The following is a 22,073-nucleotide window of genomic DNA, read 5'->3' as shown; positions in this document are numbered from 1 at the left end:
ACACTGCGTCAGTATTGCGGGTTGCCGCTCCTACTTCGGCAACATGAAGAACTCTTCCAGTACAATCTTTCCGTCTGCTACCGAATAAACTGCAATCTCGCTCAAGGCGATACGTTGTCCAGTTTCCTTCTGCTTTACGTCAGCCTTATATCGCACACTGAAGCGGTTTGGGGGATGAACATAGGGGCCATCGACGTCGAATTCGATGATTTCATGAGTTGCCAGCCAATCCTCTCTTTTCCCTTTGATAGCATCACGGCCTTTGGTGATGCGAAACTGTCGAACCGGAGGCACAACCGCTTCTATGGATTGAGCGTTCTCGGCATACATTTCATCAACATTTGCAAGGCCCCTGCGATCACGCATTGCCTGAACAAATGTTCTTCCAATCTCGACTAATTCTTCCATGATAGCCCTCATTTTAGGCATCTACTGTATCACATCTTGCCTTTTCCAATCTTGACGAGGATCAATGAATTTAGATGTTGGCGAAGAATCCAGTTTGGGAACGAGAGGGCAACTAGTGCAGTGGCAAAGAACGGCCCAATTCCCGGCACCGTCATCAACCAATGCGCCATCTCCTTGCCTCGTGGTCGGTGAGTTACCTCCGCATCCAACTCATATCTGACTGATCAATCGGCTCGCATCCCAATCAGCGGACTTAGGCAAGCCTGTGCTGCTTCCCCTCGTGTTGCACCATCATGCGACAACCGATATCGACCACGAAGACAACCATGCTCCCGGCATCTAGACTATTAAGTGCAGGAAAAGCTTGATCTGGGCTGCACAATTGACAACGCCTTCAAAACCAACTGAAACCGATCGTTTTGCTCTGGCGGGCGCTGTGATCGGAGAAGTGGGTCTTACCGTTTATTAGCGCCAAGATAAGCAAACCAGTAGGCCAAGGCGACTCCTCCCGCCCCGCCGACAATGTTGCCCAGAGTAACCCACAATAGATTGGTCGCCGCTGAGAAAACCGGAACAGTTGCCCCCGCTGCCCAACCCTGCGGGAAGAAAAACATGTTCGCAATCGAATGCTCGAGCCCCAGCAACACAAAAGCAGTGACGGGCCACAAAACGGCCAGAACCTTGCCGACGACGCTGCGGGCGGCAAAGGACAGCCAAACAGCAAGGCATACCAACCCGTTGCACAATGCGCCACGGGCGAAGGCCGCCATCGGTTCCAACCCCGCTTTGGCATCGGCTATCACCACGGCGGTATTGCCCATCGGCCCCTCGAGCAGGCCGGTCAGAGAGAAGGCCAATGCAAGCCCGAGGGCGCCCGCGAAGTTTCCGGCGTAGACGATGCCCCAGCTTCGAAACAGCAGTCGCAGCGGTATCTTGCGGTCGACCGCTGCGATCACCATCAAAACATTTCCGGTGAACAATTCTGCACCACCTGCGATCACCAGGATAAGGCCCAGGGAAAACACCGCGCCACCCAGAACGCGGATCGGCCCCGCAGCGCTGTCTGCCCCAGTAACCGCCATCGTATAAGCCGCTGCGCCAAACCCTATGAATGCCCCGGCCAGCATCGCAAGAACGAACATGGGTGCCATTGGCAACTTTGCCTTTGTGACCCCAGCAGTCTCAACTAACGTCGCAATTTCAGAGGGTTTATGAGCGTCGAACAGGGGCGGGGTGTTCATGTCGGGCTCCAGAGTTAGCACGGATTTACGTATCAGAGATACGTACAGTCTATCTTCTGACCTTGAACCAATGCACAAATAAAAAGAGGAAGTTCATCTGTTCCGCCACAGTTCGGGTAGTTTCGCCTAACACAGTTTGGTCTCCGGTGATCACCACAGACACCCATGACCTCTGTTTCAGCCTCCGTTTTCGTGCCACCGTCATGAAGCAGTGGATATCTGACTCCTTTTTCACAGTCGGGAGTTCAGCATCACGAAGTAGCCATCGAAACTTAGTTCTGCCACGAGACTTCAATGCAAAGCTTATTGATCGTCATCGTTTTTGTGCCGATTGGGACCAAGTTTGAAATTTAGGCAACGGTCAAAACCGCACAAGTGGCATTCCGACTGATGCCTTGAGAGGTGCTCCCTTGAATCAGGCTACCAATGCTTCCCAATCCGCGGCGGCCCGTCACAATCAGGTCAGCTTTGCATTGCTCGGCGCATGCTATGATCTCGTCGACCGGATCACCGCGTTGGGTAAGCGTTTGCGAAACCGTCTGATTGTATTCTTTGGCAATCTCTTTGCCCGCGGAAATGATCTTGTCTGCTGCCCGCTGAACCTCTTCGTCTGAAGGCATTGTCGTGACGGCGTGATAGCCAGCAACAGCGCCCATTGCGAAAGCCACGGTTTGCGGCTGAGGTGTATGGACAAGGTGAATTTGGGAGCCATATTTGCTTGAGATATTACAGGCAACGCGTAGTGCTGATTCTGACGCCTCCGATCCATCCAAGCCAACCACGATTTTATTGAACATGTCGCACCCCCTCCTTTGTGAGGGGTCAGTATGGGCGCCCCCTCCCGCATTCGCCACGTGGCAGATCAGCAGGAACAGGCAGCTTCGCTGTCTGATCTGCAAATCAGCCCTGATTTTCCCAAAAGGAAGTCAGGATCATTGAAATCGGTCTGGGTGCTGGATGAAGGAAGTAAGGCGAAAATGGCTAGGTTCTGTCGCTGATGGCAGAACTATGTGTCGCCTGACAAAAGTACCAAGTGGCGGACCGAGGAGCAACTATACATTTTATCTAACTTCATGTTAAAAATTTATAAAATCTTAGAAACAAAGATGCATACCACTAAATATACCACACTAATCATTGGAACTGGCGCTTCAAAGCCTCAGGTTCGAGCATGACGGAACGGCCGGTAACTAAGAATAGCAGACACTCATACAAAGTGCAGCGAACGTCTTCTTCGAGCCCAAAGCAGAAATTGCTTTTCGGAAGCACAGTCTGCCTATCTGAACTCTCAATTTGACTTCAACTGATCGCCTCCGTCACTACTGCAGTTGCAGAATATCTGGAACGCAAAGCTGTCTATTTGCCGGCATCTTATCTGCACCATCCGATCGTTTCAGTCGCTTCGGACCGTGTTTGACCTTGATTTTCGGCTTTGCTAGTGGGCCCTTCAAGGTCACAGGCCAGGGGCTCTTCGAAAGAGGTTCGCCAATTTTGCGGGGCTGAAGATTTAGGTCCAAAACCTTGCCCGCCAAATTAACACCGCCAAAGACGACGACTTGGACGTGATCCGTCTCCAATGTGGTTTGTTTCGTCGAAAAACTTCCATTTGAAATGCTAATCGGCGCCCGCAAACATACGATTGGAGCAACCTTTTGTTTCTCTTTGGAAAACACCCAAGGTAGCACCCCTAGCCCTGCCAGATCCAAAAGTTGTGTCTCGATCGAGCCGTCACGCATTGAAACTGTGGCGTTACCGTTCATGCTGTTTGCAAAATGCTTCGGTGAATCGGTTCCGCCGGTCACCGAAAAATCTGCATAGATCGTACCGCTCGCACCCTTTTTGAAGTTCAGGTTGTGAAGAATTTCATCCAGCTGCCAGCCTCCTGCTTTGCCGGTCAACGTGAGTAGATGCGCGTCGTTCGATAGATCCATCTGCCCGCTGACGTCGAAATGAGCACCTCCATATTCGAACTTCAAAGGTCCGGCCTTGAGCTCATTTTCGTTGAGCGTCAGTTCGCTTTGCAAACTGCTGATGCCCTTGGCACCTTCGATGTGCCGAAGGTCAACGTCGACATCCATATCCATACCGGACAAGAGAATTGAGCGCCCGATAGGTTTGAGCGTTACATCTCTTAACGCACCTTGGCCGCCCTCGTCTTCTTGCTTAGTTTCTTTCTCTTCCGGCTCTGGGCCGCCTATTTTCCGCAATTGTGCGGCAGCCTGAACGATAGTTCGGATCTGATCTATCTTTATCAGGTCACTCTCAATGGAACCCTGCAGCACCGGGTCGCTTGTTGCATCATCAAGATCGGCCATAATCTGCAAGATAGAGTCGGCGACCTCAACATTGGCACTCGCGTTCCAATCAGTGCCTTCGCTAACAAGGTTGATTTCTAGGCGAGCCTGCCCGGTTTCCACACGTTCAAGCGATAGTGCCCCCAAAAGATCCGCTCCGGATGGAACTGCGACATCAATTGCCAAATCCAGGTCCTCGAATTTGAGTACATTCTCGACAGTGCCATGCACCTCAAGGTTCCAGACGTCTGTATCGCTTGTCTTTCCATCCAAATTCGTCAGCGAAAGCTGATTGATGTCGCCGTTCAAATGGAAGTCACCGGAAAACCTGCCAAGCTGGTCGTCTGGTCCCAACAATTCTTGCGAGATCAAACTGCTTGCCGGTATATCCATTAGGCCTTCTGCTGATATGCCTTGCAACTGAAGCGCGTCATCGACCGAACCGTTCAAAATGATAAACGGATCGGCTGGGTTCCCAATTCTAAGGTTGATGTTTCCGACTTTTAAGGCGCCTTCTGGTGTTCTGGAAAGCTCGGAGAACTTAATCGGGGGCGGGCCTTCGCCGGACGTGTCCAACGTGAAACCGTTGGTCTTAATGACCATTTGTCGCTGCGGCACCTGCCCGGGTACGCTGTCGATAACCATGTCGACTGCGATAAGTTTAAGATCATATCGCGAGGCGGCTGGGGCTGGTTCCGCATCTTCTGGGTACAACCTTATTCGGGTTGTTAGCGATACGTCTTCCGGGTTCCCCAATTCTCCGATCTGCCCCGTCAGCGAAAGGCTTTGCCCGCCATCTAATTCCGCTAATAAAGATAGGTCATCAATCCTTGCTACGCCGTCGACTGATGTGAACGTTGCGCCAATATTCCCTGTACCTTCCAAAACGCGGCTCAGCTTCAGGATATCGAGAAGCTGGCCAAGTTCGGCAATCTCTACGGTCGTTGCCACTTGCAGACCGTTCTCTTGAGGGACTTCCTCGGCGAAAATCGAAATCTGTTCGAAGTTCACCGCCAACCGAAACGGGTCTTCCGTGGGAAATGTCGCGTTAAGATCAAACCTCTCTCCGTTCAGCGAACCGGCCCCGACTGCTGTCGCAACATCGGTTTCCGTATCACGCTTTAAGAGCAGCTCAGGAAGCTGCAAGTCCAACTCAAGTCCGTTTAAATCGTTCTGATAAAGAATGGCGATATCAGTCAGATCAATTTTGCGGTCCGTTAGAATTCCGGCTAACAGTGGCGTCGGGGAATTTGCAGGTCTCCCGGCTTCAGCTTCCGTTTGGGAAATGGACTGCCAGTTTCCGAAGCCGTCTTTGTCTGTGACTAGGTTCAGATGAACACCTGAGAGTGAAAGACCTCTCAGTGACAGTTTTCTGTTCCAAAGGTCGCGCGCGGAAACTTCAAACTCAATCTCATCGATTGCTGCAAGTTTCACATCAGCATTCGGAGAACCGGGTAATTCCAGCCCTGCCGCTGACACCTGCAATTGTCGGCCAATACCCAGACGCACTTCATCTTCAATTCTAACCTCCTGGCCAAGTTTCTTAGAGATCAGGTTTTCGACGAAAGTAGTCCTGACCGAGGAAAACAAAGCAGAAGACAGGAAAAGCCAAGCTGCAAACACAGCGACAAACGCGACAGCGCAACAAATCAAAATACCTTTTGCAACGTATCGCACGTTCTTCTCCCAAAATTCCGCTTCATCCAATGGGCAGCCCAGACCATTTAATCCTTAAGTTAATGGAATATATAGTCGGTAAATGATCTGAAGTCTGAATGATCTTGACCATATAGCTGATATTCTCGCTTATTTGGTCGAACCGCTAAGAAGCGGGTAAAGGACAAACGTTCGGCTAGTGTTGCACGCCCGGTTTCTTAACAGCTGGCTTAAGGTGAGTTAACCACAGAAATTAGTGAAAAAACCCACGGTCGTTAATGGGATGGAAGACGACCGTGGGTAGCAGTTAGGGGTATGGCATTTACGAAGCCATCATGTGTTTGGATCAAAACGCCCACAAGAGATTTGTATTTTGAAATTTGCATATTGAAAGAAGAGCTTGCGAGTTCTTCAAGTAATAGGCGTTCACTGACGCTCCGCAGTGCTTTTCGAGGAGTTGTTTGCGGAAAACGCTTTCACACTTGAAATGAATTCACATCGCGATATTTGTCTGCGTTGCGTCGAGATTAGCTTTACGACGCTTTTTCTTTTTGGGAGGACTACATGAAACATGCTGCCATATTTGCCGCCGTGGCAATCTCCGCTTATGCAACTGTTGCCGCCGCCAAAGACCCGGTTCCGGCAAGTAGCGACAACTTCGAGATTTACAGTGAGGTTGAAGGCTGGACGGTTTATGCTGACAACGACTCTGGTACATGCCTGATAGAAAAAGTCTTCGAGAGCGGGAACGTCATGCAAATGGGTCTAACCAAAAACCAAAAACACGGTTACTTGGGAGTATTCACGCAAGCTGACATCGACATCAAAAATCGTCAAAAAATAGAAATAGCAATTGACGACTTCGTGTATGAAGGACGTGCAAAAGGCATTAAAAGCAAGAAACTAGCGGATGACTACTCTGGTGGCTATATCGTTGTGAAGGACGCAAATATGGCGACTGCCGTGGCCGAAGGACAGACCTTGATCGCATTTCCAAGGAAGTCTGCAAATTTCATTGTGGACCTAACCGGAACGAAGAAGGCTATGGAAGAAGGTCGTAAGTGCAACCTTGCACTTGCCAGCTAACTCAGGCCGTTGCGCAACCTCAAAAAGCTGAGTTGCCTTCTTGTCAAACCCTTAGTGGCCCCGCAGTTTGCGGGGTCATTTGTTTGTCATTTTTTGTCTCTTTACCTCAAGCATCAAGCTTATGATTAGCCAACCCGAACTGGCGCTGGCGTTGTCTGGAAAGCAACGACTTTTGGTTCAGTCAAGAGCGACAGCGTTCCATAAACAGCAGCCGCTTTGTCCGCAGAGCAGACATCCGTCGCGATTGAGGGAATGACAGCGCCGAGCCCTACAGCAGACGTCATAGCGCGATTGTCGGGAGGGTGTCGTTCAGCGCCAAGAGTGCTTCCATTAGCTTCAGAAAACTGTTGGTGCTACGTTGACCTGATTTGGAGGATGCATGACCGACCTCAATGATTTTGAAAAGATGGAGCGCGAAGGCTGGGCCAATCCAGCTATCGCCAAGGGTTATGCAGATGGGTTCGACCGAGCTACGCTCGTTGTTGCGCAAAGGCTTTCGGATGCGGTTTCGGCTGGATCTAAGTCAACGGTTCTTGATCTATGCACCGGGCATGGTGTTGTCGCTGCGGAACTTTCGGCAAGAGGCGCTTCTGTAACTGGACTCGACTTTTCTGCGGCTATGATCTCCCTTGCTCAATCAGCTGTGCCGGACGCTTCCTTTGTCCAAGGAGATGCGATGTCAATGGACTTTGCCGATAACAGTTTTGACGCTGTCACTATTGGTTTTGGCGTACCGCACTTTCCCGATCCTGAACGTGGTTTGGCGGAAGCGGCAAGAGCATTGAGACCGGGTGGGCGTATCGCGTTTTCAATCTGGAGAGGGAAAGGATCAAATGGTGCATTCGGTTGGTTGTTCGATGCGGTTGGACGCCTGGGCGACCCCTCGGTCACATTGCCCTTCGGACCTGACGCCCATATGCTTGTGGACCGCTCTGCTGCTGAACCTATGGTCACCAAAGCGGGATTTGCAGAGGTTCAGTTGATCGACGTGCCCTCAGAACTGTATCTGCAGCAACCTGAAGACTTGTTTGATGCCTTTGATCAGGGTGCCGTTCGCGCAGCATCACTTTTGGGAGCGCAGCCAGTCACAAAACGAGATGCAATTCGCTCTGATCTGGCGGCACGTACTCGCTCACAAGGTATTAAACACAATGGCGGTTTTCTGGTCCCGGCTCCGTCCGTCATCATTTCGGCCGTTCGCCGCTGACTTTTGCAAACTCTTCGTGATTATGCGCGTGCTGCGACTGGCAATTTTGGTCCGTTTTCCGGACCTTGGTGCCGCCTAAACCGACCCTATGACCTGCTGAAGCCGTCAGATGAACAGTTCGAGCCAAAATCGGCTGAGGCTGCAATTCGCGCCTTTGGCTGGTTATCGATACGCTTTGCTGGCCGCAAGACAGCTTCGGGTTTCTTGGGCTATATCTCTCTAAGACACATGGGAGATTTGTATGCGCAATTTTAGAAATGCCCAAACCGCCGATGCGGATCGCTGCTTTGAAATCGAGATCTCCGCCTACGAAGGTGAAGAGGCTGCGACACACGCCAAAATCTGCAAACGGATTGAGACCTACCCCGATGGCTTTCTAATCCTCGAAGTGGATGGAACGGTTGTGGGCTTCATCAACTGCGGATGCGCTCATGAGGTTGAGATGTCTGACGAGGACTTCAAGGAGCTTATCGGCCACGACCCTGACGCTCCCAATGTGGTCATCTTGTCCGTCGTCGTAGACCCGACCGAACAAGGCAAGGGCTATTCAAGGTCTCTGATGGATGAGTTTGTTAGGCGGATGCAGCAGATGAACAAGGAGGCGATCCATCTGATGTGCAAAGAGCATCATGTGCCACTCTATGAAAAGCTCGGCTATGGTTATCTGAGGCGGTCTGCCTCCGACCACGGAGGAATGGCATGGCATGAGATGAGTATGCGACTTTGAAATAAAACTTGTTGTCTCTCAGCCAAGCGGACACATAGCCTTCCAAAGGGAACGTCAGCTTTGTCCGCGGAACTGCCATTCGCATTTGTCGCAGTCAATGACTGCTCCAAGCCCAAAGCGGCCACTCAAGGCCTGCCCCGCGAGTGGATTTTTGCCGCGCCAACTAGTCCAATGACAGTCACCCGTATGTCTATGTTCTCACCTTTCACTTGCGACAAATTGGAAAGGTGCAATGGCATCTGCCAACTATTTAACATTGCTTGGAGCCGTCTTTCGCCACCATAATCGGCAGATACAGATTGAAAGGGAGTTTTAATGAAAAGAAAGTCATTGCCAACATTGCCACTCCTCTTTCTGACCGTAGCAATTCCCGCTTTGGCACAAGATGATTGGAGCGCGCTTGAGGCCATGGTACCTGAGAACCCGATCAAGAACGCTTACTTCGGCGAAACTCATGTACATACTTCGTTTTCTCTTGATGCCTACATTGGAGGTGCACGTCTGACACCTTCGGACGCGTATCGCTTCGCGAAGGGCCAACCTGTCTCGGTAAACAACGTGCAGCGCAGAATTGGTCGACCTCTGGATTTTGCGGCCGTTTCCGATCATGCAGAATTTCTTGGCGAGATGCTCTCAACGCAGATCCCATCTGCTCCAGGGCATTACCAAGAAGCTCTTGCTGAGCTGCGCGGTTTGTCGGACATAGAAACTCAACGCGCATGGTTCGTAAAATATGTAATAAGCAACATGCGATCTGGTGAGCCTGAGCATCCACCTTTTTTTGCTGGACTTGAGACAACTGCAACGGCTTGGGAATACTATGTGGTGGGGGCTGCCGAGGCGCATTACGAGCCAGGGACTTTTACCAGCCTTATCGCGTTTGAATGGACGTCGGCCCCCAATGCCGGAAACATGCATCGCAACGTGATTTTCCGAGACAACAAAGTGCCGGACATCCCGCTTAGTGCGCTTGATACTACAGACGAGGAAGAACTTTGGGAGTGGATGGAAGAGCAAGAAGCTGCGGGCTCTAAACTGTTGGCCATCCCACATAATTCCAACGGGAGCAAAGGCTTGATGTTTGAGCCGATCGACAATGCTGGAAGTCCGATCACGCGTGAATATGCCGGGCGCCGCGCCAAGTGGGAACCGTTGATCGAAATGATGCAGATCAAAGGCAATTCCGAAACCCATCCCGGCGTTTCGCCTAACGACGAGTTTGCGAACTTCGAGAATGCAGAGAGTATCGCCACATTCAGTGAACGTTTCTTCCGCAACGATGGCTTCGTCCGTTGGGCTGCGACTAAAGGGCTCGACTATGAGCAGAAGCTAGGTGCGAACCCTTGGAAACTTGGTTTCATCGGAGGCACCGACAATCATAATGGTACCCCAAGTGATGTCGATGAGGCGACCTATAATGGCAGCCATGGTGTTGCCGACGGTACTATCGAGCAACGCCGCGAAGGCGAGATAGACGGCTGGTTGCTTGGCCCCGACGCCAACCCGGGCTCGCTCGCAGGCGTCTGGGCGTCCAAGAACACACGTAGTGCGATTTTTGACGCGATGCAAAGCCGCGAAACCTTCGCCACATCAGGCCCTAGGATACAGCCGCGTTTCTTTGGCGGTGCAATGCTCCAAAGCAACAACGATCCCGTAAAGCTTGTAATAGACGGTTATGCCAACGGCGTGCCGATGGGCGGTTCTCTGACAGCTTTGGACGGCCCACCAACTTTTGCGGTGCACGCATTAAAAGATCCGATCGGAGCCAACCTCGATCGCGTACAAATCATCAAGGGTTGGGTCGATGAAGGCGGAGCGCCGCAAGAACGCATCATAGATGTAGTGTGGTCAGGAGATCGCGTGCCGGATGTGAATGGCAAGCTGCCGCCCGTTGGCAATACGGTTGATCCTGAAACTGCGACTTACAGTAACTCAATCGGAGCTGCGGAGTTGTTTGGTCATTGGACAGACGACGATTTTGATCCTGGCGAACATGCTCTGTACTACATGCGCGTCATCGAAATCCCCACTCCACGCTGGACGACGTATGACGCCGTCCGCCACGGCCTGCCGCTCCTTGAGGATGTCGCGGTGTGGATACAAGAACGAGCATGGACTTCGCCAATTTGGTATTCACCGGAGTAGTAGCCCACAAAGGCAGTGCAGCAGGGCTTCTGTTATGCTTCCGTAATTGGAGCTTCTGTGAATTCGTAGAGCCTCTGTGTGTGCTATTGAATGGCAACTTTGTCCGCAGTGCAGCCCTTCGTATAAAGTGCGGCGAACGACGGATTTGAGTTCAGAGTGATCAATGCTGTATGTCAAACACATGCCGGGACACGAAGTATGTCTGGCAAGGATTCCTTCAGATTGCTTGCTACCGGCGGAAATATCGCCTTAACGTGACATGAAGGAACAAGGGAGAATAGAGATGCAGACTGCCAAGCTGAGCAAGCTGATGATTTTGAGCGCCGTAGCAATGGCCTTGAGCATGACACCGGCCTCGATGGCTTATGCTGACAACAAAGACAAAAAAGAAGAAAGAGAAGACGAAGAAAGAGAAGACGCTATCAAGGGTGCAGTGATCGGGGCCGGAGTCGGCGCGTTAGTAGGCGGAACCGAAGGGGCCGTTGCCGGTGGCGTGGCAGGCGCGATAATTGGTAAAAACAGAAAATAATTCTGTCCAGGCACAGAAAAAATGGAGACCCATATTATGCGAACTCTGACACTCTCACTTGCGGCAACCATAGCATTGGCCGCGACCCCCCAAATAGTCGCCGCAGATGAAGTTGCTGATCAAATGGTGCAAGACGCCCTCCCTTTGATGTATCACACGTGCAATTCTGTCGTTGAAGAAACCGATGGTGATGAAGCGATGATCATCGACGTTGTCGGCAAGATGGTCGCCTTGGTCTTCATAAACCGGAATATTGATATCGCTCAGTACGCCAAAACAGACGAGGAAAGAGCAAAAGTCCGTGCAGACTTTATTGAAGCTCTTCGGGCTGGTTGCGAAAACGATAGGGACGCTCTTTTGGCTGGGGTTGTAGACGGCTCAGTGAAGTCTACCCTCGGCCTTTAGGTAAGATCGAACTTCTCAGTTATCTGTTCCGTGCCTCACTGATATTGGTCGTCGAGCTGCGCAAGGCGATCAGACAAAAATACAGTTGCGTGTCTGGCGTATCGCTCGATCTAGCATCCATAGGACAGGTGCTGACTACCTAGGGGCAGGTCTATCCGGCAACCGTTGATACGGTTGCGAACGGCTGCTCTGTCCGCACAGCAGACATTCGCCCAAACTCTAAGAACGACCGCATCGAGCCCTGAGCGGTCATAAACAAACAACGTTTACTGAGACCAAGTCGGAAAAGGTTAAAGGTTCAGTATCGGAAGCGAAGGCCTACACCAAATCCTTCATCAAAAGATCGGTTGCCACCAATTCCCAGAAGCGCTTCGCCGTAGACTGCGATGCCTTCGTTGATGTTGTATCCGATCTGGACTTCTGCAGAGCCAGACCAAGCATCTTCTTCCCAATCATATGGGACTTTCAAATCCAACTTGGCCCAGTAGTCGGTTGCGAAGGGTTGTAGCGTGATTAACCTGAGCGCCGTCTGGCTGATGTCGGTATCGCCATTGTAGTCAAAGAAATGCTGTACCAAGGGGATAAGTGAAAGACCAGTATCTTGGTTTCCAAAGGCGACCCCGACGAACGGTCCGAGCTGATCTGAACCTGTCCCAATACCTTGGTCATCATTGCCAAACTCAACTATCCAGTCGAGGCCCACCGCCGCGCGGTACCCCCAAGTCTCATTGAGCAAGCCCTCCGTTGGGAAGTATATCAATTTAACGAGCGCCTTTTCCCAGTCGCTGGAGGACATCCCATTTGCTGATATATTGTTGTAGTGAAGCTCGTATTTGATCTTCAAATTGTCTAGCGCCATGAAGGCACCATCAATGAAATAGTCTGTTTTTTCACCGCTATTTCCGTCAGTATGCTGAATTCTGAGATCTGTGTTCCGACCTTTTGAAAGTGGGTTAGAGGCGTTTTCGGCAGCTGCCCCACTTTGAGAAAGGGAGAAGGCCAGAATGCAGGCGGCACTGGTTTTCCGAAATATTGAACTCTTCATTTTTGGTCGCTTTTGAACCTCCTCCAGAAATGGGGTCGGCATTGCCAGAAGGATATGTACGCCGACGTTATGTCGATATCACTAATACGCTACATGGGCAAAGCCGCTCGGTCCGCAGAGCGGTCTCTAATGCACTACGCAGCGAATGGCGGCTCTGAGCTCACTTTGACCGATGCTGCACTATGAATAAATCGAAGCGATCTGCCGAGAGCCGACATTGGCCGCTGACAATCCCGGGCCATTCCAGACATTGAACACTCAATCCGGGTGTTGCAGCCGCACCCGCATAGTGGACATTCGTCAGCAGCAATCGTCGAACTCAACTTGACAGGGCGCCACGCAGAACGAGGAGATCCAACGATTTCAATCGAAACAACTAGAAACAGACAAACCTGCAGGAAACATCAGATATTCTCCAGGTCTTCTGCAAGTTTCAAATCCCGGCTTTTGGCAAGAGTTGTTCCATTGAAAGCGAAATCAATGGAGACAGACAATGAACACAGCCGCCTCAATTGCCACCGCACCAGATCTGGCCGCGGTCAAATCAAAACAACGCGCTACATGGTCGTCAGGTGATTACGCCGCCGTAGGCACGACCTTACAAATCGTTGGTGAGACCCTTGCAGAGGCGATGGATTTGCGACCCGACGCCCGCGTTCTGGATGTTGCCGCCGGAAACGGCAACGCAACCCTGGCTGCAGCGCGGAGACACTGCAATGTCGTTTCCACAGACTATGTTACCAGTCTGTTGCGCGCGGGTGCCGCCCGCGCCAAAGCCGAGCAGTTAACCGTTTCATTTCGGGAAGCCGACGCAGAAGACCTGCCTTTTGAGGGGGCATCTTTTGATCATGTCACATCTACATTTGGTGTCATGTTTACGGCCAATCAACAGGCGGCTGCTGATGAAATGCTGCGCGTCTGCCGCAGCGGAGGCACCATCGGTCTTGCCAACTGGACGCCAGAAAGTTTCATAGGCGAAGTCTTTCGAACGATCGGACGGCATGTGCCACCGGTTTCGGGCGTTCGTTCTCCGTTGGAGTGGGGTACCAAGGCGCGTTTGCAGGAGCTCTTTGGGGCACAAGCTCAAAAAATTGAAATCACGAAACGCCATTTCACTTTCCGTGAACGTTCGCCGCAACATTGGGTGGAACGGTGGCGCGAAATATACGGTCCAATGCACAAAGCTTTTAACGCCGTCGGCGAGCGCGCACCGCAACTCGCAGCAGACCTGATCGCTGTTGCGCGCAATCACTCGACCGATACTCAGGCGATGATTGTTCCGGCTGAGTACGCTGAGATCATCATTCACAGAGCATGAAAAGCCATCAGCCCGGCGGAATTCGCCGGGCAAGTCATTCTCAGGAGACATTCCATGCTAGGGCAGTCCGAACGCCAAAGATCACTCCCGCTTTTTGACAAATATGGCGGCATGCGTGCGTTGCATTCGGTGATTGTCAATTTCTATGATCGGGTGCTGGACAGCGATATCGTTGGCCCATTCTTCGACGACGTCGACATGGCTAAACTGATTGATCACCAGACTAAATTCTTCGCGTCGATTCTTGGGGGCCCTGCTAAGTACACGGATCAGCGATTGGCGAGCGGGCATCATCACTTGACCGTCACAAATGTGCAGTTCGATAAAGTCATAGCGCTTTTAGACAAAACGTTGACCGAAGCGGGCTTTGCTCCAGACGACCTTTCCAAAACACTGAGCGCCGTTGAAGCGCGACGTTCGCTGATTGTTAGGTAATTCCATGCAGATCCAGGAAATTAGTGCAAAGCTACTTGGCTCCATAAATGTTGGAATCTGTATCGTTGACGCCGACACCGGCGTCATCGTTTCGCTGAACCAAACGTTCGAAACATGGTTCGGGAGCGCGGCACAGGGTCAAGTTTTGAATTTGGACACGTCTATTGCCTTGAAAGACCTGCCAGATAGGGAATCGGTGGAGGTTCGCACGAAAGTCAAACATCGGACTTTGGTCGTTGAACTCAGTGCCCATGAAGCGGAACACGAGGGCAACAGGTTGATTATCATCGAAGGCCACAACATCTCACGCTTGCGCGAGACCGAAGCCATGATCGATAGCTATGCAGCCATGGTTGACAAGCGAACCCGCGAGTTGGAGCGGGAAAACAGGCGGGTTGAAAAACTACTTCTGAACATGATGCCAAAATCGGTTTACGAGGAGTTCATGACATTCGGATTTGTCACACCACGGTTGTTCGAGCCGGTGACCGTCATAATGCTGGATTTTGTCGGGTTTACCAAGATGGCCGCAGCTGGCGATCCGAATGTGACGGTTTCCGAGCTGAACTCAATTTTCACAGCATTCGATCAGATTGGTGAGCATCACGGCAGCGAGAGGATCAAAACCATCGGAGACTGCTACATGGCAGTGACTGGATTACCGCACTCCACGCCAGATCACGCGCTTTCAGCTGCGCGGGTCGCGGCCAAAATGATTAGCTTTCTGGAGCGGCGCAATCAAACGCACCCGCACAAATGGCGCGCTCGCATCGGCATTGCCAGCGGCTCTGTCGTAGGCTCAGTGGTCGGTGTCCAGAAATACGTCTATGATGTCTTTGGCCCTGCGGTGAACATGGCCGCGCGTTTGCAAGCTCAATCAAACCCCATGGAGATCACGATATGCGACTCGATGCGCGACGAATTGATCGACGATTTCAAACTCAGTGAGGCCGAGACAGTCTCCTTGCGTGGATTTGGCGATACACAAATTGCGCGCCTGAAACACTACCAACCAAACAGAAAGGTCGCTTGAGCCCTTGGCGCGGGATCTGAGTTTTAAAAACCTGCCTTGCGAAATGAACTGAGCATTCGATCACGGTATGCCTGATCTTTCACGACACTTGCTTCTACAAGTTTTTCGGCAGTGGCATCCGGCCTCACGCTACGAACCTTTGCGGCCATGGCATGCATCCTGTCGGTCAGGTTAAGTTCGGCAGCACAGGCTAAGATTAGTCGCGGTGCCCATGTAGAGCCGGGCGCTTCAATGTAACCTTGTTCAAGCAGAGATAAGGCATCTTCATATTCGCCCAATCCGTATCGGGCGGCGCCAATGCCAAAGTAATAGCTAAACCGCATCGGATCATGCGGGCTAAGACGCAAAGCTCTTTCGTAGTTTGCTACTGCTTCGTTCATGTTCCCGGCGAAGGTTTCCACGGCTCCCAACATGGCCCAGGCCCAAGCCAGACTTGGGTCCAACGCAAGGGCAGACTCAAGGTGATGGCGCGCTGCAGTATGTTGCCCTGCAGCCACCTCGGCCGTGGCCACGAAAGTCAGAACCAACGCATCGCGTGGCGCAAGGTCAAGCGCGATTTTGCCATGTTCCATCGCCTCTGCAAGCGCGGCTGGTCCGTCAGCGGCCCAGTCGGACATCGCCTGTTGTCCCAGACACCACGCAAGCATTGCATGTGACAAGGCATGTTTGGGATCTGATACCAATGCCCGTCGCAAATGAACCACGGCTTGCCGATTGTCATCCGCGTCCATCCGCATACAAAGCGGCGTCGCTCGCAGAAGTTCATGATATGCATCCGTCAAGTCGGCCTCAGCCAAAGCGCGTTGCACTTCAACCATCATGACATTGGGGACGAGGCGGCCCAGAATGGCCGCAACCACCAGGTCTTGCGCCTCAAAAGGGTTGTCAAGCTGCCCTTCAAAACGATCTGCCCAAACCTCTGCCTGCCGTCCGGCATGCATCAAAGAAGCGTTTAAGCGAAATGCATTCCCCGCAAATCGTAATTTGAGGCCAAGCACGTACCGAACGCCCAATTCCTCGGCAGCTTGCTTTGGGTCATTCTGACCAGAGTATCGCGCGACATAAATCGTTCCAACCCGACCAATGGCTGCGCTAATATCGTCCTCTAACCCTTCACCAAAGGCCCGTTGAGCATCTGTTGGATGCACTATTACGGTTGCCATGATGGCAATGGAGGGTTGCGATAAAACCGCTGCAGAGCCGGTCTTGTCATGCGTTTCCTCGACCGTGCCAACAAATTGAAACCCGTGCCCGTGCACAGTTCGGACCAAAGCCTGCCGCGTGCCGTCATCTCCAATGGCTGCTCTGACCGCTTTGACGCGGCTGCTTAGGGCTGCATCCGAAACTATCCTGCCCTTCCAGATAATCGAAAAAATTTCGTCCTTAGAAACGACACGGTCACGGTTTTCAAGGAGATGCCGAAGCAGCGCAAACACTTGCGGCTCTGTAGCAATTGGAACGTCTTCCCGCGTCAATTGCAGGCGGCTTGCATCCAGCACGTATTGATCAAAAGCATATTTCACAGGGGAATTCTGCGCGAATTCAGTTTTTTCGTAAAGCTTGAACGCAATTCGCGGCACCCAAATAAAGCTGTTTTCGTATCCGAGCACAGCGCTTTGGCAGCGGCCAGGACACATAGTCGCCAAGTCTCCAGAAAATCACCAGAAAACCTCCATGAAAGGACCAAGCATCGCATCACCCGGCTCGGGCAAACAGAGATCATCTGAAACAAAAATGAATTGGAGCCTGACTTATGAACCGCCCTGGTCTGATCCTATATGGCGCCGCTGCCTATGTTCTTTTCAATGTGGCCTTTCTGTACATGATCGGCTTTCTCCTGCAACTGCCTATTCCGAAAGCGATCAACGATGGGACCTCATCCGCCTGGCCCGTCGCCCTCGTCATCAATGTCGGGCTGATCTTCCTCTTTGGCTTTTTTCACAGCCTCATGGCGCGACAGGCGTTCAAATCCTGGTGGACGCGGATCATTCCTGCGGATGCAGAACGCAGCACCTATGTGCTGCAATCGGCCCTGTTTCTGACCCTGGCCATTTGGCAATGGCGCCCGATGCCCGAAACGATCTGGATCGTCAATGGTGCCCTGGCGTGGCTGACCTATGGCATCTGCGCACTGGGTGTCTTTCTGGTTTTGCTTTCCACCTTTCTGATCGACCATTTCGAGTTGTTTGGTCTGCGTCAGATTTGGACTGCAAACAGCGCTCAGCCTATGCCCAAACCGGAGTTTAAAACGCCCGGACTTTACCGTTTCGTGCGCCACCCAATGCAGCTTGGCGTCATCCTAGTCTTACTCGGCACGCCGCACATGACGGTTGGTCACGCGCTCTTTGCCGGGCTGATGACGGTTTACGTGATGATTGGCCTATGGTTCGAAGAAAGATCTCTGGTGCGCGAGTTTGGCGATACGTATCGCGCGTACCAGGCGATGGTTCCCATGCTGATCCCGCGCATGACGCCCTTGCGTTCCGGCGATCTCGAAGCGCGACACGGCTGAGCCTTCCCGGGCTACTGGTCGTACTATCGGCACACCAAGAGCCCGTTCAACGCCAATTTATCGCGATATAAGCGTTGGGTGGTAGTGTGAACCCGGAACTACTTTTGGAAGTAGGATCTTAGAAAGTTGGGTCATAGGCTATGTAGTTGGCCTGGCCCAAAGAATTGAACGCTCGCAGTGAGCACGCGAGCGAAAACAACGTGGAAACAGCCTCAAAGGAGTCGACCGACTGACTTGTAGATCGCTACCTACGCATGTTTGTATGTCCGATCTCGTAGATCCTAACATAGCTGCTTGCATCTGCAGCGAATGATTGCTTCCCGCCCTACGTGTCCTCCGCAGCGGTTGCAATGCGCACAAAGCGGTCATTCGAATAGAAAATGTCAATAGCCGTTTTGTCCGCAATTCGGACATCGATCGATTTTCCCCGAATAACCGCTCTGCGGACAAAGTGTGAATTCGCTGCGTTTGCACCAAGGTCTGCAATCTCGAGTAACCGGCCGCACGTGTGCGGCCGATCTTTCGATTTTACCGATCTGTGAGGAGATTTTCAGGTTGGTTCCGCTTCACCGGGGGGTGGAACGTTCAGCCGGTTTCACCAAATCCTTTCGGTACTGGCAAATCAGGCAAGGTTGCCGCTCGTTTTTGCAGGGCCCGCCCGATAACTACACGGCTGATTTCGGTTGTCCCGTCCACAATCCGCAGCATTTGTGCGAGGCGGGACAAACGATCCAGACCATAAGGCTGCAGCAGACCCATACCGCCCAACACTTGCGTACAGGTGTTCGCAACCTTCACTGCGGCATCTGGCACAAACCGTTTGGCATGAGCGGCCATCAGAGGGCCTTCGGGTGTGCCAAGGGATTCTGCCGCCTTTCGATAAAGCAGCTTGGAGGCTTCAAGATCGGTCGCAACCTCACCCAGCATCCACTGGATTCCGTCCAGATCGAGGTTCTTGCCGCCAAACATCTTGCGGTTCTTGGAATAGGACAGAGCCGTATCCAATGCGGCTTGCATCAATCCACAGCATCCTGACGCAATCGACACACGGGCGATATCGATCGCCATGAGCGAGCCTTGCAAGCCCTGACCGATCGGCAGGATGATGTTGTCTTCGCTCACCACCACCTTGTCCATGTACATCTCGGCCAGAGGCAAGAAGCTGTAGGACGGGGTATCATAGAGCGGTCCAAAGCTGAGGCCCGGCGCGTCGGCGGGAATGGCGATCATCGCCATATCCTTGTGGCCGGGTGCGTCACTGGTTTTGACCACGGTGAAATAGACATCAGCCTCACCGGCCAAGCTGACCCATGCCTTCGCACCGCTGATCGTCCAAGTGCCGTCATCATTGATCTGGGCGCGCGAATACATGTTTGTGGCATCCGAGCCGGATTGCGGTTCAGTCAGTGCAAAGTTCGCCAGTTTGCGCCCCGAAGTCAGATCCCGCGCCCATTTTTCCTTGAACGCATCCGTGCCATAACCGCAGCCCGCGAAGGTGCAGATGTTATGCATCGACAGGGCAAAGGCATAGGCACCATCGCCCAACCCCAGTTGTTCATAGACCTGAATGCCCTCTGCCAGTGGCAAGCCCTGACCACCAAACTCCTCGGGGGCGTAGAGCCCCGTCAGGCCAGCGGCCCCGGCCTTGTCAGACGCATCACGGGGCCACTTCTTTGCGGCGTTCCAGGCGTCCACATTGGGCAGGATGACCTGCTCGGCGTGGTCGCGTGCGGCTTGGAGTATGGTGGCGAGTTTGTCTGACATTGGTCGGTCCTTTCAGGGGCGATCATTCTCATATGACGCCATAACCCCGCAGCCACGGATGGCCGGATTGATGGGCTGTAAAGGCGAAAATTTAGATAAGAATGCTTTGTTGCAACAAGATTTAGCGATCGGGCTTGCTAAGCTCTATCTCTTGCGCTGACAGATCATTGTCCAAAAGTGACAAAAACGGCGCCTTACGTTTTTTCCTGCGGTAGGAGCTTGGCCTGCTGCCGGTCCAACGCTGAAAGGCCCGATGAAAGTTGGCAGCCGAGGAAAAGCCCACATCCTGCGCAATTGCCTCAACGCTTTTGCGCCCCGCCTGCAGGTCGCGGATCGCGGTGTCGCGGCGCAGGGCGTCTTTTATGGCCTGAAACGACGTGCCATCCGCCTGCAACCTGCGGATCAGGGTGCGCGGGGTCATGTGCATTGCGGATGCTGTCTGGGTCAGGGTGGCCGCGTCCCATCCCGCTTGGCCCAGATAGGTGCGCACGCGCAGCGATTGGGTGTGTTCACGCGACGAGGTGAAAATCCAGTCCCGCGGCGCGTTTTGCAAAAACCGGTCAAGGTCAGCGGTGCTGCGCGTCTGCACGGGACCCAGTGCATTCGGATCGAACGAGATTGCGGTGGCGGGCTGGCCAAACCGCAGCGATGCAGGAAAGATGATCGCGTAATCCTGATCAAAGTCCGGGCGATCAAACGCGAAATCAACGGCTTTAACCGGAACCTCATGCCCTGCCAGCCAAGACATGAGCCCGTGGGCAAGTTTGAGGATCAGCATGTGGCCAAACCGTTGCACAGGCGCATCTGTTTGCGGGTTCAGGCTCAGTGTGAGGGCGCTGTCAGTGTCATCCAGATCAAACTGATAGTCATCCAGCAGCAAATTCCAGAAGGTCGAAAACCGGTAAAGTGCAGATGGCAAGGATGTGGCTTCGCGCACTGTCGTCAGAAGGTGTTGCAGGGCACGCGGTCGCACGGGCCTGCTCCAAAGCCCCATCATCTCATCGCCGGTCTCAACTGCAGCAAGTTGATAGAGGCAAACGATCTGATCCAGCGTGACGCGACCATTCGGCGAGCGCGTATCCGCGTTCAGACCGGACCGGCTCAGCAGCGAAGCCATCTGCGCCTCTGGGCACAGGGCACGCAGCGCCGCCAGCCAGTCATCGACAAACTGGCTGGAAACCGTGGAAAGGATCGTTGGCGCGACATTGGTCATAACGCCTCAGGAGGTATCACCAATTCCGGTCGACATGAAACGCAGGCTTGCAGATGGCGACCCTCGCAGATGACAGAATGTCAATGTCTCAACCAGATAACGCTCTGCTTGAACTAATTTCAGTGGGGTCAGGCGACTTCGAACAGTGCTGCGGCGCCCATGCCTCCGCCGACACACATGGAGGTCACCACGTATTTCACGCCACGACGCCTCCCCTCAATCAGAGCATGCCCGACTTGTCTCGCACCTGTCATGCCGTAGGGGTGGCCAATCGATATTGCACCGCCGTTCACGTTGTAGATTTCGGGATCGATCCCAAGATGGTCACGGCAATACAGAACCTGGCAGGCAAAGGCTTCGTTAAGCTCCCAAAGGCCGATGTCTTCGATGCGAAGACCTGCATTCTTCAGCAGCTTTGGAATTGCAAAGATCGGGCCGACCCCCATCTCTTCCGGTGCGTTTCCTGCAACAGCCATGCCGCGATAGATACCTAGCGGTGTGAGGCCCTGCTGCTCAGCCACTTTGCCTTCCATGAGCACACAAGCCGAGGCCCCGTCAGAGAGTTGGCTTGCGTTTCCGGCAGTAATCACGCCTCCTTCGACAACTGGGTTCAATGCCCCGAGAGTTTCGGCCGTCGTGCCCGGCCGGTTGCCTTCGTCTTTTGACAAGGTCACCTCGTCCAGGGTTTCCTCTCCGGTTTCGCGGTTTTTGACCCGCTTTATCGCAGTGATCGGAACGATCTCGTCATCAAAGGCGCCAGCGGCCTGAGCCCGGGCCGTCCGACCTTGGGAAAGTGCAGCGTATTCATCCTGGGCGTCACGACTGATCCCATATACCTGCGCCACATTTTCCGCCGTCATCAGCATCGGCATATAGGCATGTTCAGATTGGGCGATAACGTTTGGATCTTTCTCATCGCCCGCCCATTTCAGATAGGCATTCTGCAGGATGGAAATATTTTCCTGCCCGCCTGCCACCGAGACATTCTGACCATCCACAATGACCTGCTTTGCGGCCGTCGCAATGGCCATCAATCCCGATGAACATTGCCTGTC

General features: G+C 52.9%; 19 protein-coding genes. 10 read left to right on the top strand and 9 right to left on the bottom strand.

Going from position 1 to position 22,073, the window contains the following annotated elements:
- Positions 1 to 30: 30 nt before the first annotated feature.
- The 4 genes from AC2FLD_RS20895 to AC2FLD_RS20880 form a co-directional block, all read right to left on the bottom strand.
- Positions 31 to 408 carry a SnoaL-like domain-containing protein gene (locus AC2FLD_RS20895; protein ID WP_496673762.1) on the bottom strand — a complete coding sequence of 126 codons (378 nt, stop codon included), beginning with the start codon at positions 406 to 408 and terminating at the stop codon, positions 31 to 33.
- 455 nt (positions 409 to 863) lie between these two features.
- Positions 864 to 1,649, bottom strand: a complete 786-nt coding sequence (locus AC2FLD_RS20890; protein WP_496673765.1) for a formate/nitrite transporter family protein — start codon at positions 1,647 to 1,649, stop codon at positions 864 to 866.
- 350 nt (positions 1,650 to 1,999) lie between these two features.
- Positions 2,000 to 2,446, bottom strand: a complete 447-nt coding sequence (locus AC2FLD_RS20885; protein ID WP_496673768.1) for a universal stress protein — start codon at positions 2,444 to 2,446, stop codon at positions 2,000 to 2,002.
- A 522-nt stretch (positions 2,447 to 2,968) separates the two neighbouring features.
- Positions 2,969 to 5,620 carry an AsmA family protein gene (locus tag AC2FLD_RS20880; RefSeq protein WP_496673771.1) on the bottom strand — a complete coding sequence of 884 codons (2,652 nt, stop codon included), beginning with the start codon at positions 5,618 to 5,620 and terminating at the stop codon, positions 2,969 to 2,971.
- 543 nt (positions 5,621 to 6,163) lie between these two features.
- Between AC2FLD_RS20880 and AC2FLD_RS20875 the strand changes: the two genes are divergently transcribed.
- The 6 genes from AC2FLD_RS20875 (at position 6,164) to AC2FLD_RS20850 (ending at position 11,698) form a co-directional block, all read left to right on the top strand.
- Positions 6,164 to 6,685, top strand: coding sequence for a hypothetical protein (locus AC2FLD_RS20875; protein ID WP_496673773.1), 522 nt, complete (start codon positions 6,164 to 6,166; stop codon positions 6,683 to 6,685).
- 379 nt (positions 6,686 to 7,064) lie between these two features.
- Positions 7,065 to 7,892 carry a class I SAM-dependent methyltransferase gene (locus AC2FLD_RS20870; RefSeq protein ID WP_496673776.1) on the top strand — a complete coding sequence of 276 codons (828 nt, stop codon included), beginning with the start codon at positions 7,065 to 7,067 and terminating at the stop codon, positions 7,890 to 7,892.
- A 241-nt stretch (positions 7,893 to 8,133) separates the two neighbouring features.
- Positions 8,134 to 8,619, top strand: coding sequence for a GNAT family N-acetyltransferase (locus AC2FLD_RS20865; protein WP_496673779.1), 486 nt, complete (start codon positions 8,134 to 8,136; stop codon positions 8,617 to 8,619).
- 315 nt (positions 8,620 to 8,934) lie between these two features.
- A complete protein-coding gene (locus tag AC2FLD_RS20860; RefSeq protein ID WP_496673782.1) occupies positions 8,935 to 10,764 on the top strand; it encodes a DUF3604 domain-containing protein in 1,830 nt (609 codons plus the stop codon).
- A gap of 283 nt (positions 10,765 to 11,047) precedes the next feature.
- The gene (locus tag AC2FLD_RS20855; RefSeq protein WP_496673785.1) at positions 11,048 to 11,293 is read left to right on the top strand and encodes a YMGG-like glycine zipper-containing protein; all 246 of its coding nucleotides are present in this window, start codon (positions 11,048 to 11,050) and stop codon (positions 11,291 to 11,293) included.
- A gap of 36 nt (positions 11,294 to 11,329) precedes the next feature.
- Positions 11,330 to 11,698, top strand: coding sequence for a hypothetical protein (locus AC2FLD_RS20850; RefSeq protein ID WP_496673788.1), 369 nt, complete (start codon positions 11,330 to 11,332; stop codon positions 11,696 to 11,698).
- A gap of 298 nt (positions 11,699 to 11,996) precedes the next feature.
- On the opposite strand, the gene AC2FLD_RS20845 is transcribed toward AC2FLD_RS20850, so the two are convergent.
- Positions 11,997 to 12,743, bottom strand: coding sequence for a hypothetical protein (locus AC2FLD_RS20845; RefSeq protein WP_496673791.1), 747 nt, complete (start codon positions 12,741 to 12,743; stop codon positions 11,997 to 11,999).
- Between the two features lie 493 nt (positions 12,744 to 13,236).
- On the opposite strand from AC2FLD_RS20845, the gene AC2FLD_RS20840 reads away from it, so the two are divergent.
- From AC2FLD_RS20840 to AC2FLD_RS20830, 3 genes are read left to right on the top strand one after another with little or no spacing between them, the layout of a single operon-like run.
- Entirely contained in the window at positions 13,237 to 14,061 is an 825-nt protein-coding gene (locus tag AC2FLD_RS20840; protein WP_496673794.1) for a class I SAM-dependent methyltransferase, read from the top strand.
- A 54-nt stretch (positions 14,062 to 14,115) separates the two neighbouring features.
- Entirely contained in the window at positions 14,116 to 14,496 is a 381-nt protein-coding gene (locus AC2FLD_RS20835; RefSeq protein ID WP_496673797.1) for a group I truncated hemoglobin, read from the top strand.
- A gap of 4 nt (positions 14,497 to 14,500) precedes the next feature.
- Positions 14,501 to 15,529 (top strand): adenylate/guanylate cyclase domain-containing protein, encoded by a 1,029-nt coding sequence (locus AC2FLD_RS20830; protein ID WP_496673800.1) that lies wholly within the window; start codon positions 14,501 to 14,503, stop codon positions 15,527 to 15,529.
- A 23-nt stretch (positions 15,530 to 15,552) separates the two neighbouring features.
- Here AC2FLD_RS20830 and AC2FLD_RS20825 read toward each other — a convergent pair whose 3' ends face one another.
- A complete protein-coding gene (locus AC2FLD_RS20825; RefSeq protein ID WP_496673803.1) occupies positions 15,553 to 17,052 on the bottom strand; it encodes a winged helix-turn-helix domain-containing tetratricopeptide repeat protein in 1,500 nt (499 codons plus the stop codon).
- A 230-nt stretch (positions 17,053 to 17,282) separates the two neighbouring features.
- Between AC2FLD_RS20825 and mddA the strand changes: the two genes are divergently transcribed.
- Positions 17,283 to 18,041 (top strand): methanethiol S-methyltransferase, encoded by a 759-nt coding sequence (gene mddA / locus AC2FLD_RS20820; RefSeq protein ID WP_299640394.1) that lies wholly within the window; start codon positions 17,283 to 17,285, stop codon positions 18,039 to 18,041.
- Positions 18,042 to 18,626: 585 nt separating this feature from the next.
- On the opposite strand, the gene AC2FLD_RS20815 is transcribed toward mddA, so the two are convergent.
- The 3 genes from AC2FLD_RS20815 to AC2FLD_RS20805 form a co-directional block, all read right to left on the bottom strand.
- Entirely contained in the window at positions 18,627 to 19,805 is a 1,179-nt protein-coding gene (locus AC2FLD_RS20815) for an acyl-CoA dehydrogenase family protein (protein ID WP_142638596.1), read from the bottom strand.
- 121 nt (positions 19,806 to 19,926) lie between these two features.
- Positions 19,927 to 21,018, bottom strand: coding sequence for an AraC family transcriptional regulator (locus AC2FLD_RS20810; protein ID WP_246097261.1), 1,092 nt, complete (start codon positions 21,016 to 21,018; stop codon positions 19,927 to 19,929).
- A 128-nt stretch (positions 21,019 to 21,146) separates the two neighbouring features.
- The coding region (locus AC2FLD_RS20805) for an acetyl-CoA C-acyltransferase (protein ID WP_496673805.1) at positions 21,147 to 22,073 on the bottom strand (927 nt) is incomplete at its 5' end.

The organism is Ruegeria sp. CDSA021 (genome assembly GCF_059612325.1).
The sequence above is the reverse complement of the archived record's forward strand: the minus strand, read 5'-3'. Positions and strand labels throughout refer to the sequence as shown.